Below are 13,233 nucleotides of genomic sequence, written 5' to 3'. Positions count from 1 at the left end.
CTGCGGCTACAATCGCCCGATGTCTCCCCGCTCGTTCGACACGGCCAGTTTGGCCGATCCACCCTTCCACCACGCGCTGCTGGCGGCGCTGCCGATCACCGTGTGCATCGCGATCATGGGGGTGCCGGACGTTGGCCATGAACGGCCGCTGATCTTCCGCACGCTGTACCTGTGCACCTACCTGGCGTGGATCGCGCCCACCGCCTGGCTGCAGCGCGAGCTGTGGCGGCGCGGCCTGCCCTGGTGGGGTACCGCGCTGGCGCTGCTGGCGGCGAGCTACGCGATGTCGGTGGCGAACAGCCTGCTGGGGCAGACGGTCGCCATCCGCCTCGGGCTGCGCGCCACGCATGACTGGGCCATGCTGTTCGCCGGGCTGGATGGCTGCTGGCTGCCGCTGATCGCGTTCTGCGCCAGCCATGCGGTGGTGGCCTATAACAGCGCGCTGGGTGAGGAGCGCACGCGTTCGGCCGAGGCCCTGCTGCTGGCGCGCGATGCCGAACTGCGCGCCCTGCGCTACCAGCTGCAGCCGCACTTCCTGTTCAATACGCTCAACGGCGTGTCCGCGCTGGTGGCCACGGGCCGCGACCGGGATGCCAACCGGATGATCGCGCAGCTGGCGGACCTGCTGCGCGCCACCCTGGCCACCGAGCACGCGCACGAGCACGCGCTGGCCGACGAACTGGCGCTGACCGAGAACTACCTGGAGATCGAGAAGGCGCGGCTGGGCGAGCGGCTGCGCATCGCCATCGAGGTCGGCCCCGGCCTGCTCGATGCGCAGGTGCCCTGCCTGCTGCTGCAGCCGCTGGCCGAGAACGCCGTGCGGCATGGCATCGCCCCCGATCCCGCCGGTGGCGCGCTGGGGCTGACGATCGCGGCCACCGGCGGCACGCTGCACATCCGCGTGGTCAACGACGCGCGCATGGGCGGCGACAATGGCGCGTCCCTGGGCGTGGGCATGCGCAACGTGGCTGAACGGCTGCGCAAGCTGTATGGCGGCGCGTACCGCTTCACGGCCCGCCACGTGGCCGGCGGCCGCTTCGAGGTGTCGATCGAACTGCCGCTGCGGCGCGAATCCGTCGCGGGCGCATCATGGGAGCGTGGATCATGGGTGCGTACGACGGGGGAGCGTACATCAGGGGAGCGTACGACAGGGGAGCGTACGACTGGGGAGCGTACGACAGGGGAGCGTGCGGCATGATGCGCGCGCTCGTCGTCGATGACGAACCGCTGGCGCGCGCCGGCGTGCTGGCCCGGCTGCGGCAATGCCCGGATATCGACGTCGTCGCCGAATATGGCGACGGTCCCGCCGCGCTGGCCGGCATCCGCGATGCCCGGCCCGACCTGGTGTTCCTCGATGTCGAGATGCCCGGCTTGAACGGCCTCGGCGTGCTGGCCGCGCTGCCGGCGGCCGAGCGCCCGCTGGCCGTGCTGCTGACGGCGCACGAGCAGTTCGCCGTGCAGGCCTTCGCGCTGGACGTCGTCGACTACCTGCTGAAACCCGTGGAAGACGAGCGCTTTGCCGACGCGGTGGCGCGGGCGCGGCAGGCCTGGCGCTTCCGCTGCGGCGCACCCGAGGCGCCGGGACCGCAAGCCGGCTACCTGTCGCGCTTCACGGTGCGCTACGGCAGCCGCCTGGTGTTCGTCGACGTGGAAGAGGTGGAATGGATCGACGCGGCGGGCGATTACGCCACGCTGCACGCGGGCGGACGCGAGTACCTGGTGCGCATGGCGCTGCACCGGCTGGTGGAGTCGCTCGACCCGGCCGCGTTCGCCCGCGTGCACCGCTCCGCCATCGTGCGGCTGGACCGCGTGGCCGAACTGCGCACGCTGGGCAACCGCGACGCCATGCTGCGGCTGCGCGACGGCACGCCGCTGCGCGCCAGCCGCACCTATATCGACGCGCTGCTGGCGGCGCTGGAGCGGCAGCGGACTGCCGGCTGACTGGTCAGCCCCGTTTTTCGAAAATATTTCCTGAGATCGGGGACAGTCCCCTTTTTTTGGAAATATTTCCTGGGATCGGGGACAGTCCCCTTTTTTGGGAAACATTTCCGCTGCATCGGTCCATGCGGAGCACCGGACCGCCCTTCCCTCGAGAATGCTTTGGCGAAAAAAAACGGCCCGCAAGGGCCGTTTTTCGTGAGGCGAAAGCCGCTTAGTTCTTCGACTTGTCGACCATCTTGTTGGCGGCGATCCAAGGCATCATCGCGCGCAGTTTCGCACCCACTTCTTCGATCTGGTGCTCGGCCGTCAGGCGGCGGCGCGAGATCAGCGTCGGGGCGCCGGCCTTGTTTTCCAGGATGAAAGACTTGGCGTATTCGCCGGTCTGGATGTCCTTCAGGCACTGGCGCATGGCTTCCTTGGTCTCGGCGGTGACGACGCGCGGGCCGGTCACGTATTCGCCGTATTCGGCGTTGTTCGAGATCGAGTAGTTCATGTTGGCGATGCCGCCTTCGTAGATCAGGTCGACGATCAGCTTCAATTCGTGCAGGCACTCGAAGTACGCCATTTCCGGCGCGTAGCCGGCTTCCACCAGCGTCTCGAAGCCGGCCTTGATCAGCTCGACGGTACCGCCGCACAGCACGGCCTGTTCGCCGAACAGGTCGGTCTCGGTCTCTTCGCGGAAGTTGGTTTCGATGATGCCGGCCTTGCCGCCGCCGTTGGCGGATGCGTACGACAGGGCGATGTCGCGGGCGGTGCCGGACTTGTCCTGGTACACGGCGATCAGGTGCGGCACGCCGCCACCCTGCTTGTACGTGTTGCGCACGGTGTGGCCCGGGGCCTTCGGTGCGACCATGATCACGTCCAGGTCTTCACGCGGCACGACCTGGCCGTAATGCACGTTGAAGCCGTGTGCGAAGGCCAGCACCGCGCCCTGCTTGATGTTCGGTGCCACGTTTTCGTTGTAGACCTGGGCGATGTTCTCGTCCGGCAGCAGGATCATGACGACGTCGGCCGCCTTCACCGCATCGTTGACTTCGGCAACCTTGATGCCGGCCGCTTCGACCTTCTGCCACGACGCGCCACCCTTGCGCAGGCCGACGGTGACGTTCACGCCGGATTCGGTCAGGTTCTGTGCGTGCGCGTGACCCTGCGAGCCGTAGCCAATGATGGCAACGTTTTTACCCTTGATCAGGGAGAGGTCGGCGTCTTTGTCGTAGAAAACTTTCATGGTCATTCCTAAGTATTTTGTGTAAATCGTATTAATCAGTTTTAACCCGGTCGCTTTGACCCGGTCGCTTTAACCCGGTATCAGTACCGCTTGCAGCGTGTTCAGAGCTTCAGGATGCGTTCGCCGCGGCCGATGCCGGAGCCGCCCGTGCGGACGGTTTCCAGGATCGAGGTGCGGTCGATCGCGTCGATGAACGCGTCGAGCTTGCTCTTGGCGCCGGTCAGTTCGATCGTGTAGGTCTTCTCGGTCACGTCGATGATGCGGCCGCGGAAGATGTCGGCGGTGCGCTTCATTTCCTCGCGCTCCTTGCCCACCGCCCGCACCTTGATCAGCATGAGCTCGCGCTCGATGTGCTGGCCTTCGGTCAGGTCGACCACCTTCACCACTTCGATCAGGCGGTTCAGGTGCTTGGTGATCTGCTCGATGATGTCATCCGAGCCGCTGGTGACGATGGTCATCCGCGACAGCGTGGAATCCTCGGTCGGCGCCACGGTCAGCGTCTCGATGTTGTAGCCGCGCGCCGAGAACAGGCCGACGACGCGGGACAGCGCGCCCGCCTCGTTTTCCAGCAAAACAGAAATGATGTGTCGCATATCAGAGGTCCTCCGAACCGAGCAGCATTTCGGACAGGCCCTTGCCCGTCTGGACCATCGGCCACACGTTTTCGCTCTGGTCGGTGATGAAGTTCATGAACACCAGGCGGTCCTTCATGCCGAACGCTTCGCGCAGCGCGCCCTCGACGTCGCCCGCCTTCTCGATGCGCATGCCCACGTGGCCATACGCCTCGGCCAGCTTTTCAAAGTCCGGCAGCGAATCCATGTACGACTCGGAATAGCGCGAACCGTAGTCGAGCTGCTGCCACTGGCGCACCATGCCCAGGAAGCGGTTGTTCAGCATGATGATCTTCGGCGTCAGGTGATACTGCTTGCACGTGGCGAGCTCCTGGATGTTCATCTGGATCGAGCCTTCGCCGGTGATGCAGGCCACCGTGGCATCCGGATTCGCCATCTGCACGCCCATCGCGTACGGCAGGCCGACGCCCATCGTGCCCAGGCCACCGGAATTGATCCAGCGGCGCGGCTTGTCGAACTTGTAGTATTGCGCGGCCCACATCTGGTGCTGGCCGACGTCCGACGTGATGAACGCGTCGCCACGGGTGATCTCGTAGAGTTTCTCGACGACCGATTGCGGCTTGATGATGGTGTCCGATGTCGGATACTTCAGGCACTGGCGGTTGCGCCATTCGGTGATCTGGCCCCACCATTTCGACAGCTGGGCCGGATTCGGCTTGTGGTCGGCGGCGTCGAGCTGGGCCAGGAATTCGATCAGCACGTCCTTGACGTTGCCGACGATGGGAATGTCCACCTTCACGCGCTTGGAAATCGACGACGGATCGATGTCCACGTGGATGATCTTGCGCGGGTTCGAGGCGAAGTGCTTCGGGTTGCCGATCACGCGGTCGTCGAAGCGGGCGCCGATGGCGATCAGCACGTCGCAGTTCTGCATCGCCATGTTGGCTTCATACGTGCCGTGCATGCCGGGCATGCCGACCCACTGGTCGCTCGACGAGCGCGAGCCGCCCAGGCCCATCAGCGTGTTCGTGACGGGGAAGCCGAGGCGCTCGACGAGCTTGTTCAATTCATTGTGCGCATTGGCCAGGATCACGCCGCCGCCGGTGTAGATCATCGGACGCTCGGCCGCCAGCAGCAGCTGCACCGCCTTGCGGATCTGGCCCGAGTGGCCCTTGTCGACCGGCCGGTACGAGCGCATCTCGATCTCCTTCGGATAGGAGAACACATGCTTGTGCATCGAGATATCCTTCGGGATGTCGACCAGCACGGGGCCGGGACGGCCGGTGCGGGCGATATAGAAGGCTTTCTTGACCGTTTCGGCCAGGTCCTTCACATCCTTGACGAGGAAATTGTGCTTGACGACGGGGCGCGTGATGCCGACCGTGTCGCATTCCTGGAATGCATCCTGGCCGATCGCATGGCTCGGCACCTGGCCGGAAATGACGACCATCGGCACGGAATCCATGTACGCGGTCGACAGGCCGGTCACCGCATTGGTGACGCCGGGGCCGGACGTGACGAGGGCGACGCCGACTTTCTGCGAGCTGCGCGAATACGCGTCCGCCGCATGGATGGCGGCCTGCTCATGGCGAACCAGGATATGCTGGAATTTGTCCTGCTTGAAGATGGCGTCGTAGATATAGAGGACTGCTCCTCCGGGATAGCCGAAGACGTGTTCGACGCCCTCTTCGGCCAGGCAGCGCACGAGTATCTCGGCGCCAGTGATGGCTGCTTCGGTGTTCATGAAACATTCCTTTCAAGGTCCATAGGAGATTGAACGGATGCTCTTGCCTGTCGAAGTTAGCCTATCGCCACAGCTCCCTCGAGCGTACTTGCATTTGCGGTCACGCCGGCTGTTCCCCCAACCGTAGTGGGGTGCGAGACGGACGCTGTAACGCAATTATTTCCGCTGGAGTTTCTGCAGCTGTTCGGCCGACCTCTCGCGCTTTTGGCACGGGCTGGAGCAAACTGCTGACATATGAAAGCGGACCGGGCACGGCGGCCTTTTGTGCAGCGGCGCGCGATCTGGGAGCCTCGTGGTGTGCGAAGCATTCCATACGTTACTGCGTTGCACCATCAATGGTCAAGGAATATTATGATTTTTTCGACCTTGTGCGCCGGTTCGGTGCATGGAAAATGGACAAGCGTGGCGAAAAGCGCCAAAAAAATGCGGAAATACGTGAATTTTGCTAGGATGCACAGTCTCGGGAACCGCTGATTTATTCATGGCGGCGATCTTAGCCCTGAGAAAACGCGCCCAGCGGCGCCACAAATGCCCCGCCATACCCCGGTATGACGGGACATTTGCGTCTTGCTGGACACGTTTTTCAAGACTAATCTCATCCACCAGCAATAAATCAGCGCTTCCCTAGAAGACCTCAACGGCACGCAATCCCCTCCTGATGGCAACAGATAAAGAACTTTCAGACTTTCTGGAAAACGTCGAACGACGTGCCTTCAAGCAGGCGGTCTATGCGGTACGCAAGGATGAGGCGGCACTGGACATCGTCCAGGACGCGATGATCAAACTGGCGGAAAAATACGGCGACAAGCCGGCCGCCGAACTGCCGCTGCTGTTCCAGCGGATCCTGCAAACCACCATCCTCGATTACTTCCGCCGCGAAAAGGTGCGAAATACCTGGGTCAGCTTGTTTTCCGGACTGGGGAATTCCCAGGAGGAACATGAGGATTTTGATATACTGGAATCCTACGAGGCCGAACAGGGCACCCAGGCCGCCGAGTCGAGCGCCGACCAGGTCGAACGCATGCAGGTCCTGCAACTCATTGAAGATGAAGTGCAAAAGCTCCCGACGCGTCAACGGGAAGCATTCCTCATGCGTTACTGGCAGGATATGGATGTAGCAGAGACGGCCGCAGCGATGGGATGTTCCGAAGGGAGCGTGAAAACACATTGCTCAAGAGCAAATCACACTCTCGCCGAAGCACTCAAAGCCAAGGGAATCACACTATGAATACCGAAGAAATCAATTTCGCTTACCGCGTGCGCCATGCGCTCAACGAGAAGCTGGACGATTTGCCGGCCTCGACTACCGACCGCCTTGCCGCCGCCCGCCAGGCCGCCCTGGCCCGCAAGAAGCCGCACGTGGAAGTGCGCGTGACCCGTACCGCGACGGTGGCCGCCACCGCCGGCGGCAATGGCTTCTTCTCGGCGCCGTTCGGCTGGATCAGCCGCTTTTCCGTGGTATTGCCGTTGCTGCTCGTGATGGGCGGCATGGTCGGTGTCTACCAGTACGAGCAGCAGCAATCGATCGCCGAGCTGGCGGAACTCGACGCGGCCCTGCTGTCGGACGAATTGCCGCTGTCGGCTTACCTGGATAACGGTTTCAACGCCTATCTTGAAACCCGCGGGCGCTAGGGATGGCGCGTAGGATGGCGCAGAAAAACGGGCGTGCATGGCTGTTGGGCGGTGTCGCGGCGCTGGTCGTCGCGATCGCCGCAGGCTTTGCCGTCCTGCGCCATGGCGGTCCGGCGTCGGCACCGTCGCCCACCGCGTCCGCCTCGACGCTGCTGTCCCCCTCCGTCAACGAATTGCGCTGGCAGGATCTCACGCCCGCACAGCAGGAGGCGCTTGCCCCGCTGAAGTCCGGCTGGGACGACCTCGGCCCCGTGCGCAAGCAGAAGTGGCTCGAGATCGCCGGCCGCTACGCGTCGATGAAACCCACCGAGAAGAAACGCATGCTCGAACGCATGCGTGCCTGGACCGAAATGTCCCCCGAGGAACGCAAGGCCGTGCGCGAGAACTATGCGCGCGCCCAGCGCGCCGTCGGCGGCAAGAAAGCGGCCCAGTGGGAAGAGTACCTGCAGCTGTCGGACGAGGAAAAGCGCAAGCTGGCCAAGGCTGGCACCGCGAAAAAGCAGCAGGTGGCCAAGCCGCCCACGCCGGCGCAAAGCCTGGCCAAGACGCCGCAACCGGTCAAGCCGCATGTACCGGCGGTTCCGCCGCCAGCGGTGGCCACGATGCCGCCGCCCGCTCCCGTGCCACTGCCGCCGCCACTGCCCCAGCCGGCGCAGGAACTCGTGTATCCGCTGGAAGGCGCGGCCACGCCAGCCGTGATGCTGCAGCAAAATCCGCCCGCGCCGGCGCCCGCACCGGCAATGCCGGCGCCACCGGCCGCCACCTCACCGGCGCCGGCAACCGCGCCTGCACCTGCGCACACCGCTTCCCCGGCGGCCCAGAATGCCACCAGATAACGCGGCAGTTTCGATGCCGTCGATCCGGCGCCGCCTGGTCTCGATGGTCTACGAGCTGCTGCTCGCGTTTGCCGCACTGTTCCTGCCATTTCTCGTGTTCGAGTTCGCCGTGGACGCCAGCCATGCCGCCGCGGTCGAGCATGGCCGCCAGGCCCTCGCGTTCTTCGTGCTCGGCGCGTATTTCATCCATCAATGGAGCCGCAACGGCCAGACGCTGGCGATGCAGACGTGGCGCCTGCGCGTCACGCAGGCCGACGGCACGGCGCTGCCGCCAAGGCGCGCCGCGCTGCGCTACCTGCTGGCCTGGATGTGGGTGCTGCCGGCGCTCGTTGCCAGCTGGGCATTCGGTCTCGAACACTGGCATGCGCTGGGCGCCATCGCCATCGGCATCGCCCTGTGGTCGCTGACCGCTTTCCTCGACCGCGACCGCCAGTTCCTGCACGACCGCATCGCCGGCACGCGGCTGGTGCAACTGCCCAAGCCGGCGAAGAAGAAGGCTCCCGCGCAGGCCGCCTGACCTTGCAGGCGGCTTGACCTTGCAGGCGGCCACTGCCGCCCTCACCTGCGCCGGATGATCCCGGACGATTCCCCCACCGAACCGCTGAGCCCCTTGTGTCCGCTATGCGGCCGCCCGCTCGGCACGGTCAACATCGACCGGCACCACCTCGTGCCGAAGACGTTCAAGGGCCGCGCGCAATTCCCCATCCACAAGATCTGCCACCGGAAAATCCATTCGGTATTTACGGAGAAGGAATTGTTCCGCACGTATCACACGTGGGACAAGCTGCGCGAGAACGAGGACATCCGCACCTTCATCGACTGGGTCGCGCGCAAGCCGCCCGAGTTCTATACGACCACGGCGACGGCGAACAGCAAGAAACGGAAATGACAGGACCGGTACCGTCGCATGCCTGAAAACGGTGACAGGCTCTAATGCCGCCGAGATACGGCCACCCCAAGTGCAAATTCTGGGGTCAGACCCGGCGGGTCTGACCCCAGCCCTTCGCTGTTGGGGTGAATTCATGCACTTTCAACGTGTCGGGAAATGCTTGACTTAGCGGCATTCGTGACAGGCTCCGATTATGAAGACAAACGGAGCCTGTCACCGGTTTTCGGCGAATCATGCGAAGTTGGGGGGCGAGGCCGCGGCGGTCAGAACCGCTCGTAGCCCAGCAGGTAGCGCCATTGCCCGACGGGCAGGCTGCCCATCGGGAGGCGGCCGATGCGCAGGCGCCGGATGGCGGTGGGGGTGAGCCCGACGGCGCCGCACATCCGCTCGACCTGGCTGGGCTTCGGGCCTTTGACGGCGAAGCGCAGCCGCCGCTCGTTCTGCCAGCTGACCTTGGTGGCGCCCTGGTTCAGTTGCGCAAGGCCGTTTTCCACGATGGTGCCGTCGACATCGACGATCAGTTCCTGTTCCACCGAACCCGGCTCATCCACCAGCTTGCGGATGACGCGGTAATCCTGCGTGAACACGAACAGGCCGCTGGCCGACGGGTCCAGCGGCAGCACCGGCGTCAGGTTGTGCAGGTGCCGCTTCAGGAAACGCTCCTTTGCCGCGTGCTCGCTACGGGCTTCCGGCACCAGGCAGCGCAGCGCATCGGCGCCGGCCGGCTTGTTCAGCAGGATCGTCACCGGCACGATGTCGAGCAGGGTCGCATCCGCCGCCAGCGCCACCGACTGCGCGGGAGCGACGCGGGCGCCCGGCTCTTCCACCACCACGCCGTCGACCAGCACGAAGCCGCCTTCGATGTACAGCTCGGCCTCGCGCCGCGAGCAGCCCTTCTCGTCCATCACCCGCTTGGACAGGCGGATCGTTTCGTCACTCATCGGGAACCTCATTGGCAACCTCGTTGGCAACCTCATGGGCGGCCTCCGCGCCGGTATAGAAGCGGTGGCCCATCTCCTGCAGCCCGACGGTATCGAGCACTTCCTTCAGGCGGTCGGCGGGACGCTTGCGCGGCAGGTTCTTGTAGGTGGCGATGATCAGCTCGTTCTTCATCGAGTGCTCCCAGCCCACCAGTTCCGTCACGTTGACCTGGTAGCCGTGCGCTTCCAGCTGCAGGCAGCGCAGCACGTTGGTGATCTGGCTGCCGAACTCGCGGGTGTGGATCGGGTGGCGCCAGATTTCCGTCAGCGCGCTCTTGCCGAGCGACTGGCCCTTGTTCTTCTTCAGCACCGAAGCGACTTCCGCCTGGCAGCACGGCACGAGCACGATGTGCCGGGCGCGTTTCTTCAGCGCGAAGTCGATCGCGTCATCCGTTGCCGTATTGCAGGCATGCAGCGCGGTGACGATGTCGACCGTCGGCGGCAGCTCGGACGAAGTCGTCGATTCGGCCACCGACAGCGGCAGGAACGACATGCCCGGGAAATCGAACTTCGCGGCCAGTTCGCGCGAGCGCTGCACCAGCTCGTCGCGCGTCTCGATGCCGTAGATACGGGAATGGCGATGCGCTTCTTCCTGCAGGCCCTTGAAGAACAGGTCGTAGAGGATGAAGCCGAGGTAGGACTTGCCGGCGCCGTGGTCGACCAGCGACACGGCGCCCTTGTCCTTCACCACGTCGTTCAGCAGCGGCTCGATGAACTGGTACAGGTGGTACACCTGTTTCAGCTTGCGCCGGCTGTCCTGGTTCAGCTTGCCGTCGCGCGTGAGGATATGCAGTTCCTGCAGCAGCGCGACGGACTGGCCCGGCTTGACCTCGGGGATGTCCGTCACGACGCTCGGCAAAGGCGCGGCTGCGGCGCCCTTTGCGGCCTTATTGCGCTTCATCGATCCATGCCTGCTGGATCGCTTCCAGGATCTTTTCGCCGCCGCGCTTGTGGTCGTCGTCGAAACCTTCCAGCGTCACCACCCAGTTGTGCAGGTCCGTGAAGCGGATCTGCGTCGGGTCCAGGTGCGGATACTTGTCATACAGCGCTTCCGCGATCGCCGTGATGTCCGTCCATTTCATCTCAGTGCGAGCCTTCGCTGGCGTGGTTGATGGTGTATTTCGGGATTTCGATGACCAGGTCCTCGTCGGCCACGATGGACTGGCACGACAGGCGCGACTGCGCCTCCAGGCCCCAGGCCTTGTCGAGCAGGTCTTCTTCCGTCTCGGTGGCTTCGTTGAGCGAATCGAAACCTTCGCGCACGATCACGTGGCAGGTGGTGCAGGCGCACGATTTCTCGCAGGCGTGCTCGATGTGGATGTCGTTGTCCAGCAGGACATCGCAGACGGATTTGCCGGCTTCCGTCTCGATGACGGCACCTTCGGGGCACAGCTTGGCGTGGGGCAGGATGACGATTTGTGGCACTTGCTACCTCTGTAATGATTGTGGTGTACGCGGTCGTGTTACGCGACCTGGTCGAGCGACTTGCCTGCCAGCGCGCTGCGCACGCTGCGGTCCATGCGGCGCGAGGCGAATTCCTCGGTGCCGTGCGCCAGTTCCTCGACGGCCGCCTTGACCGCCAGGTGGTCAATGGTGCCGGCCACCGATTGGGCCAGGGTATCCCGGGTCTTCCGCATCAGCGCGTCGACCACGGTACGCTCCTCGTCCGACAGCAATGCGGCGTCTTCATCCAGCGCCGACTGGGTGGCCAGCAGGATGCGCTCGGCTTCGACCTGTTCCTCGCGCAGCGCGCGCGCCTTCATGTCGCTTTCGGCGGACGTGTAGGACTCCTGCAGCATGCGCGCGACATCGTCGTCGCCCAGGCCGTACGACGGTTTCACGGTGATCGATGCCTCGACGTTGGAACGCAGCTCGCGTGCCGAGACCGACAGCAGGCCATCGGCATCGACCTGGTAGGTGATGCGGATGCGCGCCGCGCCGGCCGCCATCGGCGGAATGCCGCGCAATTCGAAGCGCGCCAGCGAACGGCAATCGGACACCAGTTCGCGCTCGCCCTGCAGCACGTGCACCGCCAGCGCGGTCTGGCCATCCTTGAACGTGGTGAATTCCTGGGCGCGGGCGCATGGAATCGTCGAGTTGCGCGGGATGATCTTCTCCACCAGGCCGCCCATCGTCTCGATGCCCAGCGACAGCGGGATCACGTCCAGCAGCAGCCAGTCGTCGCCGGCGGCACGGTTGCCGGCCAGCAGGTTGGCCTGGATCGCAGCGCCCAGCGCCACCACCTTGTCGGGATCGATGTTCGCGTGCGGGATCGTGTGGAAGAACTCGCCCACGGCGCGCTGCACGTGCGGCATGCGCGTGGCGCCGCCGACCATGACGACGCCGTCGATATCGTCGGCATCCACGTTCGCATCGCGCAGCGCCTTCTTGACCGCGTTGATCGTCTTGGCGACCAGGTGCTTCGTGATCTCGACAAAGGTCTCGGCGGTGATCACCAGGTGCACGTTCTCGCCGGACGACAGGCTGGCGTCGACCAGCACTTCGCTCTTGGTCGACAGCAGTTCCTTGGCCTCGCGTGCCTTCACCATCAGCACGGCGGTATCCTGCTCGTTCAGCGGCGCCAGCTTCTCCTGCGCATGGATCCAGCAGAACAGGCGGTGGTCGAAATCGTCGCCGCCCAGCGCGGAGTCGCCGCCGGTGGCCAGCACTTCGAACACGCCTTTCGACAGTTTCAGGATCGAGATGTCGAAGGTGCCGCCGCCCAGGTCATACACGGCGAACAGGCCTTCGGAACCATTGTCGAGGCCATACGCGATCGCCGCGGCAGTCGGCTCCGACAGCAGGCGCAGCACGTTCAGGCCGGCCAGCTGGGCCGCATCCTTGGTGGCCTGGCGCTGCGCGTCGTCGAAGTATGCCGGCACCGTGATCACGGCGCCGACCAGGTCGTCGCCCAGCGCATCCTCGGCGCGCTGGCGCAGCGTGGCCAGGATCTGTGCCGAGGTCTCGACCGGGCTTTTCACGCCGGCCACGGTTTTCAGCTGCACCATGCCGGGGGCATCGACGAAGTCGTAGGGCAGGTTCTCGGCGTAGGCGATGTCCTTCAGGCCGCGGCCCATGAAGCGCTTGACGGAAACGACCGTGTTCTTCGGGTCGGTGGTCTGCGCGGCCAGCGCCTTGTAGCCGATGGTGGCATGGCCATTCGGCAGGTAGCGCACCGCGGACGGCAGCAGCGGGCGGCCATCCTCGTCGTTCAGCACCTCGGGAATGGACGAGCGCACGGTGGCGACCAGCGAGTTCGTCGTGCCCAGGTCGATGCCGACCGCCAGGCGGTGCTGGTGCGGGGCGGTGGACATGCCGGGTTCGGAAATTTGCAGAAGAGCCATGTGAAACCTGTTGTTGTTGTGCGCTGGTTGTATGCTGCGTGCCGCCGGGGACTACGCCGCGGCGCTT

The 13,233-nt window shown here is 64.6% G+C and carries 15 protein-coding genes; 7 read left to right on the top strand and 8 right to left on the bottom strand.

Going from position 1 to position 13,233, the window contains the following annotated elements:
• Positions 1 to 19: 19 nt before the first annotated feature.
• Positions 20 to 1,198, top strand: coding sequence for a sensor histidine kinase (locus EYF70_RS06500; protein ID WP_131144677.1), 1,179 nt, complete (start codon positions 20 to 22; stop codon positions 1,196 to 1,198).
• On the top strand, positions 1,195 to 1,941 hold the full coding sequence (locus EYF70_RS06495; RefSeq protein ID WP_131144676.1) for a LytR/AlgR family response regulator transcription factor: 747 nt from the start codon (positions 1,195 to 1,197) through the stop codon (positions 1,939 to 1,941). The genes EYF70_RS06500 and EYF70_RS06495 overlap by 4 nt, the downstream gene beginning before the upstream one ends.
• A gap of 211 nt (positions 1,942 to 2,152) precedes the next feature.
• On the opposite strand, the gene ilvC is transcribed toward EYF70_RS06495, so the two are convergent.
• From ilvC to EYF70_RS06480, 3 genes are all read right to left on the bottom strand, one after another.
• Positions 2,153 to 3,169 carry a ketol-acid reductoisomerase gene (gene ilvC, locus EYF70_RS06490; protein ID WP_131144675.1) on the bottom strand — a complete coding sequence of 339 codons (1,017 nt, stop codon included), beginning with the start codon at positions 3,167 to 3,169 and terminating at the stop codon, positions 2,153 to 2,155.
• Positions 3,170 to 3,270: 101 nt separating this feature from the next.
• On the bottom strand, positions 3,271 to 3,762 hold the full coding sequence (gene ilvN / locus EYF70_RS06485; RefSeq protein ID WP_131144674.1) for an acetolactate synthase small subunit: 492 nt from the start codon (positions 3,760 to 3,762) through the stop codon (positions 3,271 to 3,273).
• A 1-nt stretch (position 3,763) separates the two neighbouring features.
• Positions 3,764 to 5,485, bottom strand: a complete 1,722-nt coding sequence (locus EYF70_RS06480; protein ID WP_131144673.1) for an acetolactate synthase 3 catalytic subunit — start codon at positions 5,483 to 5,485, stop codon at positions 3,764 to 3,766.
• Between the two features lie 658 nt (positions 5,486 to 6,143).
• Between EYF70_RS06480 and EYF70_RS06475 the strand changes: the two genes are divergently transcribed.
• The 5 genes from EYF70_RS06475 to EYF70_RS06455 are packed head-to-tail and all read left to right on the top strand — an operon-like array spanning position 6,144 to position 8,842.
• Positions 6,144 to 6,713, top strand: coding sequence for an RNA polymerase sigma factor (locus EYF70_RS06475; protein WP_131144672.1), 570 nt, complete (start codon positions 6,144 to 6,146; stop codon positions 6,711 to 6,713).
• Positions 6,710 to 7,117, top strand: coding sequence for a DUF3619 family protein (locus tag EYF70_RS06470; protein ID WP_131144671.1), 408 nt, complete (start codon positions 6,710 to 6,712; stop codon positions 7,115 to 7,117). The genes EYF70_RS06475 and EYF70_RS06470 overlap by 4 nt, the downstream gene beginning before the upstream one ends.
• Before the next feature lie 14 nt (positions 7,118 to 7,131).
• Positions 7,132 to 7,953, top strand: coding sequence for a DUF3106 domain-containing protein (locus EYF70_RS31910; protein WP_131144670.1), 822 nt, complete (start codon positions 7,132 to 7,134; stop codon positions 7,951 to 7,953).
• Positions 7,940 to 8,470: an RDD family protein gene (locus EYF70_RS06460; protein WP_131144669.1), complete on the top strand. Its 531-nt coding sequence runs from the start codon at positions 7,940 to 7,942 to the stop codon at positions 8,468 to 8,470. Before EYF70_RS31910 ends, EYF70_RS06460 begins: the two co-directional genes overlap by 14 nt.
• 54 nt (positions 8,471 to 8,524) lie before the next feature.
• Positions 8,525 to 8,842 (top strand): HNH endonuclease signature motif containing protein, encoded by a 318-nt coding sequence (locus EYF70_RS06455; RefSeq protein WP_131144668.1) that lies wholly within the window; start codon positions 8,525 to 8,527, stop codon positions 8,840 to 8,842.
• A gap of 263 nt (positions 8,843 to 9,105) precedes the next feature.
• Here EYF70_RS06455 and EYF70_RS06450 read toward each other — a convergent pair whose 3' ends face one another.
• Genes EYF70_RS06450 through hscA form a run of 5 tightly spaced genes read right to left on the bottom strand, consistent with a single transcriptional unit; the run spans position 9,106 to position 13,166 of the window.
• Positions 9,106 to 9,783 (bottom strand): RNA pseudouridine synthase, encoded by a 678-nt coding sequence (locus EYF70_RS06450; protein WP_131144667.1) that lies wholly within the window; start codon positions 9,781 to 9,783, stop codon positions 9,106 to 9,108.
• Positions 9,776 to 10,723, bottom strand: coding sequence for a class I SAM-dependent methyltransferase (locus EYF70_RS06445; protein ID WP_131144666.1), 948 nt, complete (start codon positions 10,721 to 10,723; stop codon positions 9,776 to 9,778). The genes EYF70_RS06450 and EYF70_RS06445 overlap by 8 nt, the downstream gene beginning before the upstream one ends.
• Positions 10,710 to 10,904: a Fe-S cluster assembly protein IscX gene (iscX, locus tag EYF70_RS06440; protein ID WP_131144665.1), complete on the bottom strand. Its 195-nt coding sequence runs from the start codon at positions 10,902 to 10,904 to the stop codon at positions 10,710 to 10,712. The genes EYF70_RS06445 and iscX overlap by 14 nt, the downstream gene beginning before the upstream one ends.
• A gap of 1 nt (position 10,905) precedes the next feature.
• Entirely contained in the window at positions 10,906 to 11,247 is a 342-nt protein-coding gene (gene fdx / locus EYF70_RS06435) for an ISC system 2Fe-2S type ferredoxin (RefSeq protein WP_130188279.1), read from the bottom strand.
• Positions 11,248 to 11,285: 38 nt separating this feature from the next.
• Entirely contained in the window at positions 11,286 to 13,166 is a 1,881-nt protein-coding gene (hscA, locus tag EYF70_RS06430) for a Fe-S protein assembly chaperone HscA (RefSeq protein ID WP_131144664.1), read from the bottom strand.
• Between the last annotated feature and the right edge of the window lie 67 nt (positions 13,167 to 13,233).

This window comes from Pseudoduganella albidiflava (assembly GCF_004322755.1).
GTDB classification, from domain to species: Bacteria; Pseudomonadota; Gammaproteobacteria; order Burkholderiales; family Burkholderiaceae_D; genus Rugamonas; species Rugamonas albidiflava.
This window is presented reverse-complemented; position numbering and strand designations above follow the sequence as displayed.

Excerpts from the sequence above, each read along its gene's own strand:
- EYF70_RS06500 (WP_131144677.1), top strand. The coding sequence starts at position 20 with ATGTCTCCCCGCTCGTTCGACACGGCCAGTTTGGCCGATCCACCCTTC.
- EYF70_RS06495 (WP_131144676.1), top strand. The coding sequence starts at position 1,195 with ATGATGCGCGCGCTCGTCGTCGATGACGAACCGCTGGCGCGCGCCGGC.
- ilvC (WP_131144675.1), bottom strand. The coding sequence starts at position 3,169 with ATGAAAGTTTTCTACGACAAAGACGCCGACCTCTCCCTGATCAAGGGT.
- ilvN (WP_131144674.1), bottom strand. The coding sequence starts at position 3,762 with ATGCGACACATCATTTCTGTTTTGCTGGAAAACGAGGCGGGCGCGCTG.
- EYF70_RS06480 (WP_131144673.1), bottom strand. The coding sequence starts at position 5,485 with ATGAACACCGAAGCAGCCATCACTGGCGCCGAGATACTCGTGCGCTGC.
- EYF70_RS06475 (WP_131144672.1), top strand. The coding sequence starts at position 6,144 with ATGGCAACAGATAAAGAACTTTCAGACTTTCTGGAAAACGTCGAACGA.
- EYF70_RS06470 (WP_131144671.1), top strand. The coding sequence starts at position 6,710 with ATGAATACCGAAGAAATCAATTTCGCTTACCGCGTGCGCCATGCGCTC.
- EYF70_RS31910 (WP_131144670.1), top strand. The coding sequence starts at position 7,132 with ATGGCGCAGAAAAACGGGCGTGCATGGCTGTTGGGCGGTGTCGCGGCG.
- EYF70_RS06460 (WP_131144669.1), top strand. The coding sequence starts at position 7,940 with ATGCCACCAGATAACGCGGCAGTTTCGATGCCGTCGATCCGGCGCCGC.
- EYF70_RS06455 (WP_131144668.1), top strand. The coding sequence starts at position 8,525 with ATGATCCCGGACGATTCCCCCACCGAACCGCTGAGCCCCTTGTGTCCG.
- EYF70_RS06450 (WP_131144667.1), bottom strand. The coding sequence starts at position 9,783 with ATGAGTGACGAAACGATCCGCCTGTCCAAGCGGGTGATGGACGAGAAG.
- EYF70_RS06445 (WP_131144666.1), bottom strand. The coding sequence starts at position 10,723 with ATGAAGCGCAATAAGGCCGCAAAGGGCGCCGCAGCCGCGCCTTTGCCG.
- iscX (WP_131144665.1), bottom strand. The coding sequence starts at position 10,904 with ATGAAATGGACGGACATCACGGCGATCGCGGAAGCGCTGTATGACAAG.
- hscA (WP_131144664.1), bottom strand. The coding sequence starts at position 13,166 with ATGGCTCTTCTGCAAATTTCCGAACCCGGCATGTCCACCGCCCCGCAC.